General features: G+C 66.9%; 13 protein-coding genes. 7 read left to right on the plus strand and 6 right to left on the minus strand.

The features are described 5' to 3' along the window. Positions 1-21: 21 nt before the first annotated feature. The 5 genes from EEB18_RS12430 to EEB18_RS12450 form a co-directional block, all read right to left on the minus strand. Entirely contained in the window at positions 22-1,152 is a 1,131-nt protein-coding gene (locus EEB18_RS12430) for an amidohydrolase family protein (protein ID WP_222943095.1), read from the minus strand. A gap of 118 nt (positions 1,153-1,270) precedes the next feature. Then, complete coding sequence (locus EEB18_RS12435; RefSeq protein WP_262407920.1) at positions 1,271-2,734, minus strand: amidohydrolase; 1,464 nt, start codon at positions 2,732-2,734, stop codon at positions 1,271-1,273. A gap of 82 nt (positions 2,735-2,816) precedes the next feature. Next, positions 2,817-5,903, minus strand: coding sequence for a TonB-dependent receptor domain-containing protein (locus tag EEB18_RS12440; RefSeq protein WP_187139516.1), 3,087 nt, complete (start codon positions 5,901-5,903; stop codon positions 2,817-2,819). A 199-nt stretch (positions 5,904-6,102) separates the two neighbouring features. After that, positions 6,103-6,567 carry a RidA family protein gene (locus EEB18_RS12445; RefSeq protein ID WP_187139515.1) on the minus strand — a complete coding sequence of 155 codons (465 nt, stop codon included), beginning with the start codon at positions 6,565-6,567 and terminating at the stop codon, positions 6,103-6,105. A gap of 2 nt (positions 6,568-6,569) precedes the next feature. Then, positions 6,570-7,856, minus strand: a complete 1,287-nt coding sequence (locus tag EEB18_RS12450) for a dicarboxylate/amino acid:cation symporter (RefSeq protein WP_187139514.1) — start codon at positions 7,854-7,856, stop codon at positions 6,570-6,572. 203 nt (positions 7,857-8,059) lie between these two features. Between EEB18_RS12450 and EEB18_RS12455 the strand changes: the two genes are divergently transcribed. Continuing rightward, the gene (locus tag EEB18_RS12455; RefSeq protein ID WP_222943096.1) at positions 8,060-9,859 is read left to right on the plus strand and encodes an amidohydrolase family protein; all 1,800 of its coding nucleotides are present in this window, start codon (positions 8,060-8,062) and stop codon (positions 9,857-9,859) included. Between the two features lie 107 nt (positions 9,860-9,966). On the opposite strand, the gene EEB18_RS12460 is transcribed toward EEB18_RS12455, so the two are convergent. After that, positions 9,967-11,085 (minus strand): M20 family metallopeptidase, encoded by a 1,119-nt coding sequence (locus EEB18_RS12460; RefSeq protein WP_187139513.1) that lies wholly within the window; start codon positions 11,083-11,085, stop codon positions 9,967-9,969. A 101-nt stretch (positions 11,086-11,186) separates the two neighbouring features. On the opposite strand from EEB18_RS12460, the gene EEB18_RS12465 reads away from it, so the two are divergent. From EEB18_RS12465 to EEB18_RS12490, 6 genes are all read left to right on the plus strand, one after another. Beyond that, positions 11,187-11,954, plus strand: a complete 768-nt coding sequence (locus tag EEB18_RS12465) for an IclR family transcriptional regulator (RefSeq protein WP_187139512.1) — start codon at positions 11,187-11,189, stop codon at positions 11,952-11,954. Continuing rightward, entirely contained in the window at positions 11,951-12,979 is a 1,029-nt protein-coding gene (locus EEB18_RS12470; RefSeq protein ID WP_187139511.1) for a ketopantoate reductase family protein, read from the plus strand. The genes EEB18_RS12465 and EEB18_RS12470 overlap by 4 nt, the downstream gene beginning before the upstream one ends. Further along, on the plus strand, positions 12,963-13,721 hold the full coding sequence (locus EEB18_RS12475) for an SDR family NAD(P)-dependent oxidoreductase (RefSeq protein ID WP_187139510.1): 759 nt from the start codon (positions 12,963-12,965) through the stop codon (positions 13,719-13,721). Before EEB18_RS12470 ends, EEB18_RS12475 begins: the two co-directional genes overlap by 17 nt. Before the next feature lie 13 nt (positions 13,722-13,734). After that, positions 13,735-14,658: a polysaccharide deacetylase family protein gene (locus tag EEB18_RS12480; RefSeq protein WP_187139509.1), complete on the plus strand. Its 924-nt coding sequence runs from the start codon at positions 13,735-13,737 to the stop codon at positions 14,656-14,658. 113 nt (positions 14,659-14,771) lie between these two features. Further along, the gene (locus EEB18_RS12485; RefSeq protein ID WP_187139508.1) at positions 14,772-16,226 is read left to right on the plus strand and encodes an amidohydrolase family protein; all 1,455 of its coding nucleotides are present in this window, start codon (positions 14,772-14,774) and stop codon (positions 16,224-16,226) included. 42 nt (positions 16,227-16,268) lie between these two features. After that, positions 16,269-17,576 (plus strand): MFS transporter, encoded by a 1,308-nt coding sequence (locus tag EEB18_RS12490; protein ID WP_187139507.1) that lies wholly within the window; start codon positions 16,269-16,271, stop codon positions 17,574-17,576. Positions 17,577-17,588 lie beyond the last annotated feature (12 nt).

A 17,588-nucleotide genomic window follows, 5' to 3' on the forward strand; every position in this document is an offset into this window, starting at 1 on the left:
AGACGGGCGCGGCGCGGGCCGTTAGCGCGTGTAGCGCTTGCCGAGCTCGGTGGCGCGCGACGTCATCGGTTGTTCTTTGCCGGCGATGAAGATCGCGGTTGGCTGGGTGAGCGGTTCGAGCGGATCGCCGTCCCAGATCACGATGTCGGCGGCCTTGCCTGCCGCAATCGAGCCCATCTGGTCGGCGACGCCGAAGATGCGCGCGGGCGCGAGCGTGAGTGCTTCGATGCCGGCGGCGTAGGGCAGGCCGCGCGACACCGCGAGGCCGGCATTGTATCGCATCTCGCGGACGCGATGACCGGCGTCGTTGCCGCCGATCGCGATTTCGACGCCTGCAGCCTTCAGGATCGAGGCATTCTGTAGCGACGCCCCGAGCATGTCGAAGTTCGACGGGATGTTCGACGTCGGGTTGATGAGAACGGGGACCCTTGCCGCGGCAATCTCGTCCGCGACGCGCCAGGCTTCCTCGGCGCCGCTCAGGATGATCTTGAGCCTGTAGTCGCGCGCGAGCTTCAGCACCTGTTGGATATCGGCGGCGCGGTGGACGACGATGATCAGCGGCATCGTGCCCGCGAGCACGGGCCTCAGCGCCGCGACATCGGCCTGCGAGAGTTCGAAGGGATATTCGTCGCGCGGCGCCTGGCGCGCGAGGTCGAAAATCTGGCGAAGCTGCACGAATTCGGCGGCGCGCGAGCCCCCGACGCGCGCGGCGCCATCCTCGCCGAGTTCGAGCATCATGCCCACGCCCGGCCGGTGCAGGATATTGGCGCCCTCGCCGAGCGAGATCAGCGCCGCCTTGCCCGCGAAGGGCAGTTCGCGTTCCTTGTCGCTGTCGTCATAGTCGGGCATCACGACGGCGTGCGTGACGCCGCCGAGCCGCGCGATCGGGATCAGCGTCGAGGCCGGATTGAGTCCATATTGGACGTCGAACGAGGCGCTGATCCCCGAATTGCGCGTCTTGTTGTCGACCGAACCGTCGACCGAGCTCACCTCGAGCAGCCCGAGCGCGGTGTTCACCGCGATGAGACCGGGCGTGACGATCGCGCCGCGTGCGTCGATGGTGCGCATGCCCGTGGGCACTGCGACCCCGGAGCCGGCCGCGGCAATTCGCCCGTCGCGGACGACGACCGTGCCATTCTCGACTTCGCCCACCGGACCGGGGGTTACGATATGGGCGTTGGTGATGGCGAAAGTCTGCGCTGCGGCCGTGGGGGCGGCCGCAGCGAGGGCCAGGGCGAGGCCTGTGAAAACTGGGAGCCGTCGTTGCATCTCATTCCTCCCCGACCGGTTGGCCGATTTCAAAATCGCTTCTGTAGCGCGTTGCCGGATCGCTCGTGTCGAGGATGAGCGCGCCGTCGATGAAGACCTTCTCGGCGATCGCATAGACGCTGAACGGATTCTTGCTCCACAACACCACATCGGCCATCTTTCCGGGCTCGAGCGAGCCAGTGCGGTCGGCAATGCCCATGATCTTCGCCGGGTTGAGCGTGATCCACTTGATCGCCTCTTCCTGCGATATATCGATCCCCGCCCGCCGTCCGGCGGCGATCGCCACCGCGCTTTCGACGTTGAGGCGCTGGATCAGCCGCTGCTCGTCGGAATGGATCGCGACGCAGACGCCCGCCTTGCTCAGGATCGCGGCATTTTCCTCGATCGCGTCATAGGCTTCCATCTTGAAGCCCCAGCGCGTCGCCCAGGTTGCGACGCAGACGTCGTCGGCGACGAGCAGGTCCGCGATCTTATAGGCTTCCACCGCATGGTGGAAGGCGCGCGTCTTGTAGCCGAATTCGTGACCGACATCGAGCATCACCGCCATTTCGTCGGCGCGGTAGCAATGATTCTGGACGAGAATGTCGCCCTTGAGCACACCTGCGAGCGTCTCGAGGCCAAGGTCCCGCTTGGGCGCCTCGGCCGCCTCGCCGCGGGCGCGCTTCTTTTCATAGACGTCGACCTTGCGGCCATATTCGGCGGCGTCAATCCACGCGCGGCGGAAGCCGGCGACTTCGCCCATCCGGGTGGCGGGCGCGCGTCCGCGACTGCCGTAGCGGCCCTTCGGATTCTCGCCGCATGCCATCTTGAGGGTGTAGGGCGCGCCGGGGAACTTCATCTGCTGGACCGTGACGGCGGGGACATTTTTCACGCTGACGCCGCGACCGCCGAAGAGATTGGCCGAACCGGGGAGGATGAGGAGACTTGTGACGCCGCCGGCGCGCGCCTTGGTGAACACCGGGTCCTGCGGCCAGATCGAATGCTCGGCCCAGACATGCGCGGTATAAGGATCGATATTCTCATTACCGTCGGCGTGGCCCTGGACGCCGGGCGCCGGGAAGACGCCGAGGTGCGAATGGGCGTCGATGATCCCGGGCGTGACCCATTTGCCACGCCCATCGATGACGCGCGCGCCCGCGGGGACGGCGACGTCGGCGCCGACCGCGACGATCTTGCCCGCTGCCATCAGCACGGTGCCATTGTCGATCCGTGTCCCGGTGCCGGTGAGGATCGACGCGCCGACGATCGCGGTGTCGGCCGCGGGGCGCGGCGCATAGGTGCTGGCGAAGGGCTCGGGCACTGCGGCTGCCGGGGCGGCGGGCGGCGGCGGCGCGTCGGCGGGCCGGGCGCTCGATGCGGCGGCCGAACAGCCGGCGAGCAGGGCAAGGCCCGTGCCGAGAAGGAAGGCCCGCGCAAGGCGGGGCCCGCGCGGTGAAGGATTATTGTCCGAGGGCAGATATGTCACGCCTGGGTCACCTTGTCCGGAAAGCAGGGAAGGACGGTAATCGGCCGCCCCGCGCGGGGCGGGGCGGCCGATAGGGGATGCGTCAGAAATTCTTCTTCACACTCGCATACCAGTAGCGCGGGTTCGGCGAATAGAGCGAGCCCATATAGCCAAAGGCGCTCGAATCGAGCGGCGGCTGGGCATTGGTGATGTTGCGCACGCCGACGCGTAGCTGCGTCCCGTCGGTGAAGCCGCCCTTGAGGTCATACTGCAAATAGAGGCTTCCGGTCGTATAGGCCTTGAGCAGAAGATTCTCGCCGTTCACCGAAATATCATTGTCGAGAACGCTTCCGGTGTAGCTCACGAAGCCCCCGGCGGTGAACTGGCCGACCTTCCACGTCAGCGACGACGAGGCGCGCCATTTGGGCAGGCCGTCCTGGCGGACGAGGTTGCCACCCTCGGGAATGATCGTGTCGATGTTGATCAGGCCGGCGGCGCGCGCGTCGAGCAGCGTCTGGATATCCGGCGAGGCGTCGCGCGAATATTTGAGCAGATAGGCCGCGTTGGCGCTGAAATCGAAGGTGCCGATCCCGGTATCGCGCAGCGACAGGTTGAACCCGAAGTCGATGCCGCGCACCGTCTGCGGCTCGAGATTGCGGTAGATGTCGTCGACATATTGAACCTGTCCGACCGGCGCGATGCCCGTACCGGCGAACAGCGCGATGTCGTCGGCCGTCGGCGCAAGGCGGACGACATTGGGGTCGGTCGAGCCTTGCAGGCGCTGGAGATAGTCGTTGATCAGCGCGTTGCCCTCGCCATAGACGCCGACGATGCCTTTCTGCTTCACCTGCCAATAGTCGACGGTGAAGGTGGTGCGGACCTGCCCGGTGTTGAAGATCGGTGGCTGGAGCACGGTGCCGACGGTCCAGGTCGACGAACTTTCGGGCTTGAGATCTGGATTGCCCGCACGGCGGCCGGTGGTCACGAAGCTTTGCGCGCAATTGCCAAAGGTGGCGATGCGGCCGGCGCGCAGGTCCGCCTCGCAGCGGATATAGTCGGTGCGGCTGTTGCCGCGGGTCACGACCGTCGCATTGGTCTGCTCGAGATTGGGGGCGCGGAAGCCCTGCGCCCAAGATCCGCGGACGCGCCAGCCCTCGAACAGGTCCCAGGCGGCGGCGATCTTCGGCTTGGCGATGCTGCCAAAGTCCGAATAATGTTCGTAGCGGCCCGCGAGCTGTAGTTCGAGGCTGCGTACCAGCGGAATGTTCATTTCGGGGGCGATGAGGGGCACCGCGAGCTCGGCATAGGCGGCGAAGACCGTGCGCGAACCCTTGGTGTCGGGGGTCGGGCTGACGCCGAACAGGTCGCTGTCCTGGACGACGCCGGTGACTGTATCGGTCCATTTGATTGTGCCGTCGACGCGCTCGTCGCGGTCGTCGAGCTGCGAATCGCGCCGCACTTCGCCGCCGATCGCCATCCCGACATTGCCTGCGGGCAGCGCGAACAGGTCGGCCTTCGACGCCTTGAAGTCCCACATCGCGAGCGTCGCCTTGCCGCGGCGCGTGCTCTTGATGCGGATCGCGTCGAGCGCCGCCTGGTTGCTCGGGCTTGTGTCGATGCCGGTGGGATCGGCGGGATTGCCGCCATTGAAGGGGTTATAAGCGTCGGGGGTCGAGAGCGCGAGATTCTGCTGGAGCAGCGTCGCGCTGATCCCGTCCTGCACGTCGCGCACCGTCGCTTCCGAATAGACGCCCGCGGTCTCCCAGTTGAAGCCCAGCGCTTCGCCGCGCAGGCCAAGCACCGCGCGGAACTGGCGGTTGGTGACGTCGACCACGGTCGGCCCCATGTCGGTGAAGCGGTAGTTGGTCATCGTTACGGGCAGTCCGGCGGCGGGGGCATCGATGCCCGCGAGGCGGTTCGGATTGACCGCGCCATTGGCGAAGGCGACCGGGCCGAACGGGTTCCAGTAGTTGGAGGACGGGATCGACATCCGGATCGAACCGATGGTGAAGACGCTGTCCTGGATGCTGCGCGTCTTGCCCTGGTAGAAGCCTGCCTCGCCGAAGAGCGTCACCGTGTCGCTGAGGTCGTAATGACCCGCCGCGAACAGGTTGATGCGGTTGAGCCGCGGCGAGATCGAGATCGGATAATTGGCCTGCGCGTCCCAGCGCGTGTTGCGGTCGGCGGCCGTCGTCGCGCGGGTGCCATCGTCGATGCAGATATCGCCCGCGAGCGTCGCCGAGCAGCCGCCGTTAGCGGTTGGCTGGAGCGAGAAGACCCCGGCATTGGTCGTGATGTTCGTGCCCGCGCGGCGGACTCTCACGCCCGTCGTGAAATCGCCCCAGGGCGATAGCGTGCTGCGGTCGTCGAGCGCGTTGTTACCGGCGAAGACCGTGTCTGCGAATCCGGGGAAGTCGCGGTGGTCGGCGGTAGCGGTGAAATCCTGATCCTGCGAGGTCAGCGCGGTACGCCGCGTATAGTTGAACAGGATCGAGATATTGCCGCGGTTCTCTGCGAGATCCTTGCCGAGATAGCCCGAGGCGTTGAACTCGCGCAGCCCCGTACCTTCGCCGCCGCCATATTGAAGCGACAGGCTGCCGCCGTTGATATTGTCGCGCAGCACGGTGTTGACGACGCCCGCGACGGCGTCGGTGCCGTAAATCGCCGCGGCGCCGTCGCGCAGCACTTCGACGCGCTGGATGCCGTAAACCGGAATGGCGTTGGTGTTGTAGGTAATGACGGGCGCGAGCGATGCGCTCGCCTGGCTGCCGGGGTGTTGGACCACGCGGCGGCCGTTGAGAAGGACGAGCGTGTTGCCGACCCCGAGGCCGCGCAGGTCGACCGAGCCGATGTCGCCGCGGGCAAAGTTGCTGCTCGTCTGGCCGTTGCTGCTGTTGAAGGACACATCGCCCATCTGCGGAATCGAGCGGAAGAGCTCGTCGCCCGATACCGCAGCGGTTGCCGCGATCTGCTCTTCGCCGACGACGGTGACAGGCAGCGCCTCGGTGATTTTCGAGCCGGCGATGCGGCTCCCGGTGACGACGATATCGGAGGCGGCCGAGTCAGGCGCCTGCGCTTCCTCGCTGCCGTCGGCGGTCTCCTGGGCGAAGGCGGTGCCCGCCATCGCGAGGCACAATGTCGATGATGCCAGGAGCAAGGCCCGGCGGAGCGGCGTGTGAATCGAAAGCATGCAACTGTCCCCTTATTGTCGACCCGAAGTCGTCCTCCATGCAGGCGGATGGATCGTTAAGCGCCCATCTCATCCTGCGTTGACGCAACGCCGGTCGAATTCCCCACCGATTTGTGGCAGATAGTTTCAACCGGTTGCTTTGGACGGCAATTTTCTTCGGGGAGAGCCCTTAGCAGCCGAAGCAAGATTGTCTATTGTTTTAATCGACAATCTCAATGACGGCGTCGACCTCGACCGCAAAGTTGAACGGCAGGCGGTAAACGCCGATCGCCGAGCGCGCATGCTTGCCCGCCTCGCCGAACACATCGACGATGAGGTCCGAGCAGCCGTTCATAACGGTCGGTATGTCGTAGAACTCGGAGCCGGCCTGGACATAGCCGCCGAGCCTCAGGACGCGTGCGACGCGATCGAGGTCGCCGCCAGCCGCCGCCTTGAACTGGGCGATGAGGTTGATCGCGCAGAGCCGCGCAGCGATGATGCCGTCTGCAAGGCTGCAGTTGTCGCCGACCGTGCCCTTGATCCCGCCATTGGCATGGGTCGACAGCTGGCCCGAGATCTGCACGATATTTCCCGAGCGGGTCGATGAGACATAGTTGGCGACGGGGGGGCAGACGTCGGGCAGCTCGATGCCGAGGCTGGAAAGGCGGGATTCGATCTTGGACATGATTACTCCTTGGTAGCGAGAGAGGGGTGTTGTTCGGCGGGGGCCGGGTCACCGGCAGCGGCTTCGCGCGCCATGCGCCGGCCTTCCCAGCGGTCGATGACCGCGGCGGCGACCGAATTGCCGACGACGTTGGTCGCCGAGCGGCCCATGTCGAGCAGATGGTCGACCGCGAGGATCAGGAGCAGCCCGGCTTCGGGCAGCTTGAAATAGGCGAGTGTCGCCGAGATCACCACGAGCGAGGCGCGCGGGACGCCCGCCATGCCCTTCGACGTGATCATGAGCAGAAGCAGCATCGTGATCTGCTGGCCGATGGTCATGTCGATGCCATAGGCCTGCGCGATGAAGAGCACCGCGAAGGTGCAATACATCATCGACCCGTCGAGGTTGAAGCTGTAGCCGAGCGGCAGCACGAAAGAGACGATGCGGCGGTTGACCCCCTGCTTCTCGAGCTCCTCCATCGTCTTCGGATAGGCGGCCTCCGAGCTCGCGGTCGAAAAGGCGAGGAGGACGGGCGTGCGAATGCCGCGGAAGAGGCTTAGCGCGCGCGGTCCGATGATCGTGAGCGTAGCGAGGAAGAGGACAAGCCAGAGGACGCCAAGCGACAGGTAAAAGCCGCTGACGAAACCGGCATAGGTGACGAGTACGCCGGGACCCTGTGTAGCGACGGTCGAAGCGAGAGCGGCGAAGATCGCGACCGGCGCGGTCTTCATCACGAAGCCCGTCACCTTGAGCATGATCGCGGCGACCTGCTCGACGAGCGCGAGCACGGCGGGCGCCCTGTCGTCGATCGCCGCCACCGCCGAGCCGACGAGCACCGAGAAGACGACGATCTGCAGGATCTCGTTTTCGGCCATCGCCTGGACGATCGACTGCGGAATGAGGTGGGTCACGAACTGCTTGAGCGAGAAATCGCCCGTCGCGACGACCCCCGCAGCATCGCCTGTCGGCAGGTCGAGCGCGAGGCTCGAGCCTGGCTGGAGCAGATGAACCATGACGAGCCCGATCGAGAGCGAGACGATCGAGGCGCCGATAAACCAGCCCATCGTTTTCGCGCCGACCCGGCCGATCGCGGCGGCGTCTTCCATGTGCGCGATCCCCGCGACGAGCGTCGCGAAGACAAGCGGTGCGATGATCATCTTGATCAGGCGCAGGAAGAGGTCGGTGAGGATCGAGAGATTTTCGGCGATTTCGGCCGCCCGAGCGGCCGGGTAATGCGAATTGACAAACCAGCCCGCCGCGATGCCGGCGACCATGGCAAAGATGAGGATGAAGGCGAAAACTCTGTTCATGTCTGTCCCGTTCCGGCTTCGCCCCGGGCGGGGCGTACAGGAAGCAGAGACGCACGCGCGGCGAGGTTCCGCAGCGGCAACGCGGTCGACAAGCTCATTTTGTTGCGACATGGCGGGCGCGGACCGAACCACATGGTGGGGATATGGGCTGCCACTGCGTCAATGCAGAGCAGGGTGACATTCAGACAATCGAGGAGACGCGCGTGGCCAGTTTTCGGAAGATGCTCGTAGCGGGGACGGCGATCGCCGCCGGTCTTGGCTGGGCGAGCCAGTCGGTGCTTGCCGAGCCCGGCGGCGAGGTTGTCGCTGTCACCGGCGCGACAATCTTCGATGCGACGGGCAAGGATCCCTATCGCGGCACCGTCGTCCTGCGCGATGGCCGGATCGAGGCCGTTGGCCCCGACGTCAAGGTTCCGAGGGGTGCCAAGGTCGTCCGCGCTGACGGCAAGGCGCTGCTGCCGGGCTTCATCGACGTTCACACCCACTGGTCGCCATCGGGCTCGCCCGGCACGCTGCCGCAGATCGCGAATGCCTATCTTGCGAGCGGCGTGACGACGGTGAACGACTTCCATCAGCAGCCCGAAGCCTTTGCGCCGCGCCGCGCCTGGCTCGCCGACATTTATGCGCCGCACGTCAATTTCGTCGCGCGCATGAGCACGCCGGGCGGGCACGGGGCCGACTGGGGCGACACCAACACCACCAAATGGGTCGCGACCGCCGAGAGCGCGCGCCGCGAGGTGCAGGCGCTGCAACCCTACCGCCCCGACTATATCAAGGCGTTCGCCGATGGCTGGCGCTACGGTCAGCTGCCTGAGGAAACCTCGATGAATGTCGAGACGCTCGCCGCGCTCGCCGACGAGGCGCACAAGCATGGCCAGCGCGTCCTCACCCACACGGTGACCGTCGAGCGCGGCAAGCTCGCGGCCGTGGCCGGCATCGACGTGATCGCGCACAGCATCCAGGACGGGGTGCTCGACGCCGACGCGATCGCCCGGATCAAGAAGGCAGGCACCTTCTATGCCCCGACGCTCGCCATCTACCAGCTGAAGCCTGACGAAATGGGTCCCGGACGCAAGGACGATGACGCGACGCGCCTGCGCATCCGCAAATATGGCTATGCCGAGGAGAATGTCCGCAATCTCCACGCCGCAGGTGTCACGATCGCGGTCGGGACCGACGCCGGCATCGGCAGCGCAAAGCACGGCATCTCGACGCTCCAGGAAATGGAGCTGCTTGTCGCGGCCGGACTGACGCCGAAGGCCGCGCTGCTCGCGGGCACGTCGAACAGCGCGCTCGCACTTGGACTCGAAGGTGACCGCGGCACGATCGAGAAGGGCAAGCGCGCCGATCTCGTCCTGATCGACGGCAAGCCCTGGGAGACGATCGGCGACGTCGAGAAGATCGACCGGGTCTATGTCGATGGCAAGCTCGTCCATGGCGGCGGCGTCAAACTGCCCGCGGGCAACCTTGCCACCACGCTGCCTGCTGTGCCCGCCGCGGCTCTGATCGACGATTTCGAGCGCGCCGATGGGCGCAGCTCACTCGACACGCTCCGCCTCACCGACATGGATGGTGGCGTCGAGCGCTCGTCGGTGGTTTCCAACCGCGTCACCCATGCGGGCGGCGACGGCTCGGCGCTCGCCTTCGCAGTCCAGATGTCGCTCAAGGACAAGCCCGAGGGCGGCGTTCTCGTGCCCTTGAGCCGCGGTTCGGTGCGCCCGGTCGATGCCCGCAAATTTGCGGGCGTCCGGCTCGAAATGCGCGGCGCCGGCCGCTATCTCCTTGTCGTCAACACGCTCGCCGGCGAGTTCACCGCGCCGATCGACGCGAAGGAAGGCTGGTCCGAGCTGCGCGTGCCGTTTACCGCGCTCGTGGCGACCAAGCCCGGCCGCGGCGATGCGCCGTCCTGGCGCGGCGACGATCTCGTCCAGGTCGGGGTCGTCGTCCAGCGCGATGCCGGAGCGAGCGCCTGGGGCGAAATCGACAATCTCGGCTTCTACTGACGCGGCGCTCGCCGCTTCGGTTTTGGCTAGCTCTCCCGTCGGCGGCGCGCCGCACTGGCACCGCACCGGCATCGCGGTCCGCCGCGGTGCCGGTGCGGGTTTTTCGGTCAGAGCGTCTGGAGCAGGCGCTCGACGAGCCGGCGCCGGGGCTCGATCGACGAGATCAGGCAATATTCGTCGAGCGTATGCGCGCCGTCGCCATCGACGCCAAGGCCATCAAGCGTCGGAATGCCGAGCGCGGCGGTGAAATTGCCGTCGGAGCCGCCGCCGACCATCGGGACTTCGGCGAGCTCGAAGCCCAGCGCCGCGGCTTCGGCCCGCGCCGTCTCGAAGAGCTTGCCGACGCCATCGCTGCGTTCATAGGCGGGCCGGTTGATCCCGCCGCCGATCTTGAGCGCGACATCGGGACCGACCGGCTCAAGCCCGAGGATCGCGCGTTCCATCCGCTCGCCCTCGGCGGCGTTGGTGATCCGCACATCGACCGCGAAGCGGCACTGATGCGGCACGACGTTGATCGCCGTGCCGCCGCTGACCTTGCTCACTGTTGCGGTGGTGCCGCGGTCATAGTCGGTCATATCCTCGACCTTCAGAATCTGGCGCGCGGCCTCGCGGATCGCGCTGCGTCCGTCCTGGTGGCGCGATCCCGCGTGCGCGGGGCGGCCTTCGACTTCGACGTCGAACCAGCCGACGCCCTTGCGCGCGGTGACCGCCGCGCCGCCGGGCCGGGCGGGTTCCATCACGAGCACATGGCTCGACCGGCGGCCGAGGTCCTCGACGAGCGCGCGCGTGGTCGGGCTGCCGATCTCCTCGTCGGGCGAGAGGAGAAAGCGGATCGGCCGTCCGATCGCGGCGCCGAGGCGCGCGGCGTTGCGAAACGCCACCAGCGCCAGATAGATGCCGCCTTTCATGTCATAGACGCCAGGTCCGTAGAGCCGGTCGCCGTCAAGGCGCACCGGGAGCGCGCCCGCGAGCGTGCCGACCGGGTGGACGGTGTCGACATGGGTAATGACGAGGATCCCGGGCCGGTCACTGTCCGCACCGGCGTGAAGCACGGCGCAATCGCCAAGTCCGTCGCGGCCCGGGATACGTTCGATTCTGATCGGCTCGTTGGCGACTTCCTCGAGAATCATGTCCTGCATCGCGTTGATCGCGGTGGAGTCGTGGGTGGGGCTTTCGAGCGCGAGCCATTGGCTGAGCGTCGCGACCGCCTGTTCGTCTGATGTCATGATGGGCCTTCTTGTTGCTGAGTCGATGCCCGGCCGAAGGGCTTGACGACTCATAGGCGTTGCTGTCATCTCGTTCAACATGACAAATCAGGTTCACATATATGAACGATAGCGTTCGCTCGGCGTCGCGTGTGCTCGATCTTCTAGAATTGCTCGCTGGCGCCGAGGACGGGCTTTCGCTCGCCGAGGCTTGCGAGCGGCTCGGCGCGCCCAAGAGCAGCACCTTGATGCTGCTGCGCACGCTCGCCGGACGCGGCTATGCGGTGCGCGGCGAGGGCGAGCGCTACCGGCTCAACGAGAATTTTCGCAGTGGCGGTTTCGGCTGGGGCGGGCAGGCGGCGCGACTCGTCGCGGTCGCCGAGCCGGTGCTGCGCGAGCTCGCCGACACGATCGGCGAGACCGCGATCCTGGCCACGCTCACCGACAAGGGCATGGTGCGCCTGCTTGCCAAGGCGGTGACGCACGAAAATATCCGCTACGACATCGACCTTGGCCAGGAGCTGCCGGCCTATTGCACCGCGATCGGCCGCGTCCTCCTTGCGCAGATGCCGCGCGAGGCCCGGGCACCCTTCCTCGACCGTGTCGATCCGGTGCGGGTCACCCCGCACAGCTTGACCGACCGCGCCGCAATTGAGGCACGGATCGACGAGGCCGCGCGCGAGGGCATTTCGGTCGTTGCCGAGGAATATGCGCTTGGCGGGACGGGCGCGGCGGTGCCGATCCGGCTTGCCGATGGCCGCGTCGTCGGTGCGGTCAACGCGGGCTGCATCTCGCCGCGCTTCGTCGGCAAGGAAGAGACGATAGCAGACGCGCTGCGCGCCGCGGCTTCGGCCATCGCGGCCCGCCTCGACAATCGCGGCGCCGCATGAGCGGGCGCGTCCTTGTCTGCGGCGCGGGCGCGGTCGGCGGCGCGGTTGGCGCCGCGCTCGTCGACGCGGGCCATAGTGTCGACTTCGTGGACATGGACGAGGATCATGTCGCGGCGCTTCGCGACTCTGATCGCGGTCTCGTCATCGAAGGTCCCGTTCGCTCGCGGGCGGGCCCGGTCCGCGCCTGGCTGCCCGGCGAGCTCGCAGGGCGATGGGACAAGGTCATGCTCTGCGTGAAGGCGCACCACACCGCCGCCGCCGCCGCGATGATTGCCCCGCACCTCGCCGACAGCGGCTGCGTGCTCACTTTGCAGAATGGGCTGGCGGCGTGCATCGCCGCCGATGTGCTCGGGCGCGACCGCGTCGTCGTCGGCTTCGTCAATTTCGGGGCCGACCGGATCGGCGACGGAAGGATCATGCTCGGCAACCGCGGCGCGGTAGCGCTCGGCGAATGGGACGGGACAACGACCGTGCGCCTCGGTGAGCTCTTTCGGCTGCTCGGAGACTTCGAACCCGATGTGGTCGCGACACCCGACATCTGGGCCTTCATCTGGGGCAAGCTCGCCTATGCCGCGCTGCTCTTCGCCGAGGCGACCGCGACCGCGGGCATCGCCGCGACGCTCGACCGACCTGAACTGCTGCCGCTCTGGCGCGCCCTTGCCGGTGAGGCGATCCGGACCGCGCGCGCCGAAGGCGTCGAGCCCGCCGGCTTCAACGGGTTCGACCCAGCTGCGTTCGGACCGCGATCGCGCGCTGCCGAGAGCGCTGCGAGCATTCGCGCCATCGCCGATTTCTATCGTCGCGGCGCCAAGCCGCATTCAGGCGTGTGGCGCGATCTCGCGGTTCACCGCCGCAAGACCGAAGTTGATGCACAGCTCGGCATGGTCGCGGACATCGCGGCCGCGCGCGGTATCCCGACGCCCGCATTGTCGGCGCTGATCGCGCTCATCCACCGGATCGAGGGCGGCGCGGCGGTCCAGGACGACGTCCATCTCGCGGAGCTCGCCGATGCCCTCGCTGCCTGATCTTGTGGGCCGCACCGTCGCCGTTAGCGGCGTCGGCTCGGCCTTCGGCGTCGCGATCGCCGAGGCGTTTCGTGAGCAGGGCGCGCGGGTGTATGGATGCGACCTCGATCCCACAGGTTTTGAGGCGCTCGTCGCCATGGGTATCGGCTGCGCGGCGGTCGATCTTCGCGACCGCGCGGCAGCGGCAGGCTGGATCGAGGCAGTCGCCGACGAGGCGGGCGGCGTCGATATCCTCGTGAACAATGCCGGCGGCGTTGCCGGCCAGCAGCACCAGCCCTTCGAGACGCTGTCCGACGCCGACTGGGATATTGTCCTCGACATCAATCTCAACGCGGCGATGGCGCTGTCGCGTGCCGCCATCCGGCATATGGCAGCGGCGCGATCGGGCGCGATCGTCAACATTTGCTCGGGCGCGTCGCTGCGTGCATCGCTCACCGGCATCCAGGCCTATTGCGCCGCGAAGCACGCGCTTCTCGGGCTGACGCGGCAGCTCGCGTACGAACTCGGACCGCAGGGCATCCGGGTCAATGCCATCGCACCGGGCCTCGTGCTCACCGGCGAGGCCACGCGCCGCCAGTGGGAGGCCTATGGCCCCGAACGCCAGGCGGATATTCTCGGCGGCATCGCGATGCGACGGCTTGGCAGCGCGGAGGACATCGCGCGCGCGGCGCTGTTCCTCGCCTCGGACTGGGCTGGGTTCGTGACCGGACAGATATTGAGCATCGACGGCGGTATTCGGTGAAGGAGCGATCGTCATGACCGACGGGACGGCGCGCGAGCCCTGGCAATGGGAGGAAGCCGAATGGCGCGCCCGCGTGAACCGCGTGCGCGCAGGGCGCCGGCTTGCCCCGGCGGCCTGGCCGGACGGCAGGGGCTTCGCGGTCGCCATCTCGTTCGATAGCGATCATGAGACCAACGAGCTGCGCGATGGCGGCAACTCGATCTCGCGGCTGAGCTGGGGCGAATATGGCGCGCGTGTCGGCGTGCCGCGGATATTGGAGCTTTTGGCGCGCCGCGGCGTGCCGGCGAGCTTCTACGTGCCCGCGGTCGCCGCGCTGCTGCATCCCGAGGAACAGCGCCGCGTCGTCGCCGAGGGCCATGAGATCGGTCTCCACGGCTGGATCCACGAGCGCAATTCGGTGCTCCCCGAGGCCGCCGAACGCGACCTGATGCTGCGCTCGGCCGATACAATCGAGGCGGTCTGCGGAGAGCGAGCGGTCGGCATCCGCACACCATCATGGGATTTCGGGCCGGGCACGCTCCGGACGATCCGCGACATGGGGCTTGCCTATGACAGTTCCCTCATGGCCGACGAGGATTGCTACGAACTGTTGCTCGACGGCGAGGAATGCGGGGTCGCCGAGCTTCCGGTCGAATGGATCCGCGACGATGCGCCCTATTTCCTGATGGATCGCTTCGGATCGGCGCGTCCGCATCTTGCACCCGGCGACGTGTTCGACATTTTCCGCCGCGAGCTCGATGCTGCGTGCGAGGCGGGCGGCCTGTTCCAGCTCACCCTCCATCCGCACATCATCGCCGCGCGCTCGCGTATCTGGATCCTCGACGAACTTCTTGGCCACGCAGCCGCGCGCGGGGCCTGGTTCGCCACCCACCGCGACGTCGTCGCCCATGCGCGCGCCGCCGCGGCGAGCCCGGGATCGGGCGAGGAAGAAGCATGAACCTGTAAATGTCTGGTGGGGTCAACCCGCGAGGCTGCGTCTTAACCAACGAGGGCGGGCCTTTCAGGCCGAATCAAGCGCCCGCCCTCACTTCAAAGGAGCCGCTGTCCGCCATGAAAGCGAAACTGTCCTTCCAGTCGTCCCTTGCGAGGACCTGTCTCGGGGCCACGGCCGCAGCGGCTCTTCTTGCCCTGTCGGCGGCCTCCGCCGCGCAGGCGCCCGCCGGCGAGCCCGTCCCCAAGCTCAATGACCGCCGCCCTTTCCTCGGACCCGATGCGCGGACGAGCGAAGATCCCGTCCGGATCCCGATGAAGCCCGTCGCCGAGACCGGCCCCGAGCTCGTCATTCGCGGCGGGCGGCTGTTCGACGCGGTGAGCGGCAGCGTGCGCCCCGCGACGGTCGTCATCCAGGGCAATCGCATCAAGGCGGTGCTCTCGCCCGATGCGACCGGCTGGGGCGCCGACGCGAAGATCATCGATGCCGCGGGCAAAACCGTTCTGCCGGGCCTCATCGACATGCACACCCATGTCACCTATCCCGACCGCGCCTCGCCGTTCGACGAGCAGGGCAGCGAAGGGGCAGGGACGCTGCGCGGGCAGCGTAATCTCCGGTATTTCCTGGAATCCGGCTTCACTTCGGTGCGCGACCTCAATGGCGTCAGCAATGCGCCGTTCCTGCTCAGCCAGTGGAGCGCGGCCGACATGATCCCGGCACCGCGTGTGTTCGCGGCGGGCTGGATCATCACGGGGACCGGCGGCCACGCGACCGAGCGGCCTGTAACTCCAAGCCATGGCCCTGATTATGCGAAGGAGGTCGATGGTCCCGACGCCTGGCGCGGCATGGTGCGCAAGGCGTTCAAGGAAGGCGCGAGCGTTATCAAGATCGCGAGCCATTTCGCACCCGACGAAGTGCGCGCTGGAATCGAGGAAGCGCATCTGCTCGGGCTCAAGGTCACCTGCGACTGCGAGACCATCTATACCGAGATGGCTGTCGACGCGGGCATCGACATGATCGAGCATCCGTTGCCGCGCTCGGACGCCGCGATCGCCAAGATGGCGAAAAAGAAGATCGCCGCGGTGCCGACGCTGCAGGTCTACCAGAATCTGCTCGATCGCGCCGGCGGCTTCTATGGTTCAACTTCGCGCCGCTTCACCATGACCAGCCAGGGCAATTTCGACGAGTTCAAGAAGATGAAGGCGGCGGGCATCGTCATGGGCGTCGGCACCGATACGATCGGCGATGCGAGCCTGATGGTTCCGAACAGCTATATCGCCGAGCTCAAATGGTTCGTGCGCGGTGGCTATTCGGTGACCGACGCGTTGAAAGCGGGAACGATCGTCAACGCCCGCCTTCTCGACATGGGCGACGAACTGGGCAGCATCGAGCCGGGCAAGCTTGCCGACATCATCATCGTCGATGGCCGTCCCGACGAGAATCTCGACGATCTCGCGAAAGTCGAGCAGGTCATCAAGGATGGCCAGTGGCTGATCAGGGACGGCGAACTCGTCACCCCGCGTCATGTCTCGACCCCGCTCGTCAAGCCCTCGCCCCCGGCGGACGTGAAGTGACGCGCCCCGCGTCGTTTCCGGCAGTTTAGGGGAAGGCGCGCGATGGACGTGACCGAAGCTGCCGCCGGACGCATCGAACCGACGCGCCGCGAAACCGCGCGCGCGCTCGGCTCGGCGATGATCGGTAACTGGTTCGAGCTCTTCGATTTCATCATCTACGGCTATTTCGCGGCGCAGATCGGGCATGCGATGTTCCCCGAGGCCGACCCGGTGACGATCATCCTGTCGAGCTTTGCGACCTATGGCGTCGGCTTCATCATGCGGCCCGTCGGCGGCGTGGTGCTCGGCCATTTCGGCGACCTCCACGGTCGCAAGAGCGCGCTCGTCTTCACCATGTTGCTGATGGCGGGCGCGACCGGTGCCACCGGCCTCATCCCGTCCTATGCGACCATCGGGATCGCGGCGCCGATCCTGCTCGTCGTCTGCCGGCTCCTGCAAGGCTTTGCCGCCGGCGGCGAATGGGGCGGCGCGACAACCTTCCTCGTCGAATATGCGCCGGCGCACCGGCGCGGCTTCTACGGCGCCCTCCAGCAGCTCAGCACAAGCGTCGCGATCCTCTCGGCGCTCGGCACTTCGCTCCTGCTCAATGCGCTCCTCACCGAACAGCAGATGATTGATTGGGGCTGGCGCATTCCCTTCCTGCTTGGCTTCCTCGTCGCGCCGGTCGGCTTCTACCTGCGCCGAAGCGTCCGCGAGACGCCGCGCTACCGCGCGGCGAGCGAGGACCGTTCGGCAAGCCCGATCCGCGAGGTGATCGCGCATCACCGTGGCGCGGTCGCCAATGTCTTCGGCGTCGCGATCATCTGGTGCGTCGCGGGGTACACTTTTGGTGCCTTTCTTATAAGCTATGCGACCGAGCTTCTCCACATCGAGCGCGGCACGGTCCTTCTCGCGATAACCGCCGGCACGCTCGTCAATCTCGCCGTGATCCCGCTCGCCGGGCATCTCTCGGACCGCTTCGGCCGCAAGCCCTTTCTCGTCGCGAGCGCGGCGGGCTTCCTCCTCTTCGTCTTTCCGCTCTTCCACGCGATGGCGACCTACCAGGCGCCCTGGACCATCTACGCGACGGCGATCGCTGCGGGCATATTGAGCGGCCTCTACAGCGGCTGCGCGCCGACTTTCCTGTGCGAACTCCTGCCGACGCGAGTGCGCTATTCGGCGCTGTCGGTCGGCTACAATGGCGCGGTGATGCTCTTCGGCGGCTTCGCGCCCTTCATCGCGACCTTGCTCATCCAGCAGACGGGCGCGCTCGCGGCGCCCGCCTTCTACGTCATGTCGGCCGCCGCGCTGACGCTCATCTTCCTGCTTCGACTGAAAGCGCCCGATCAGGCCACCGCGCTCGATCGCTAGCCGCCAACTACC

Source organism: Sphingopyxis sp. OPL5 (assembly GCF_003797775.2).
GTDB lineage: Bacteria > Pseudomonadota > Alphaproteobacteria > Sphingomonadales > Sphingomonadaceae > Sphingopyxis.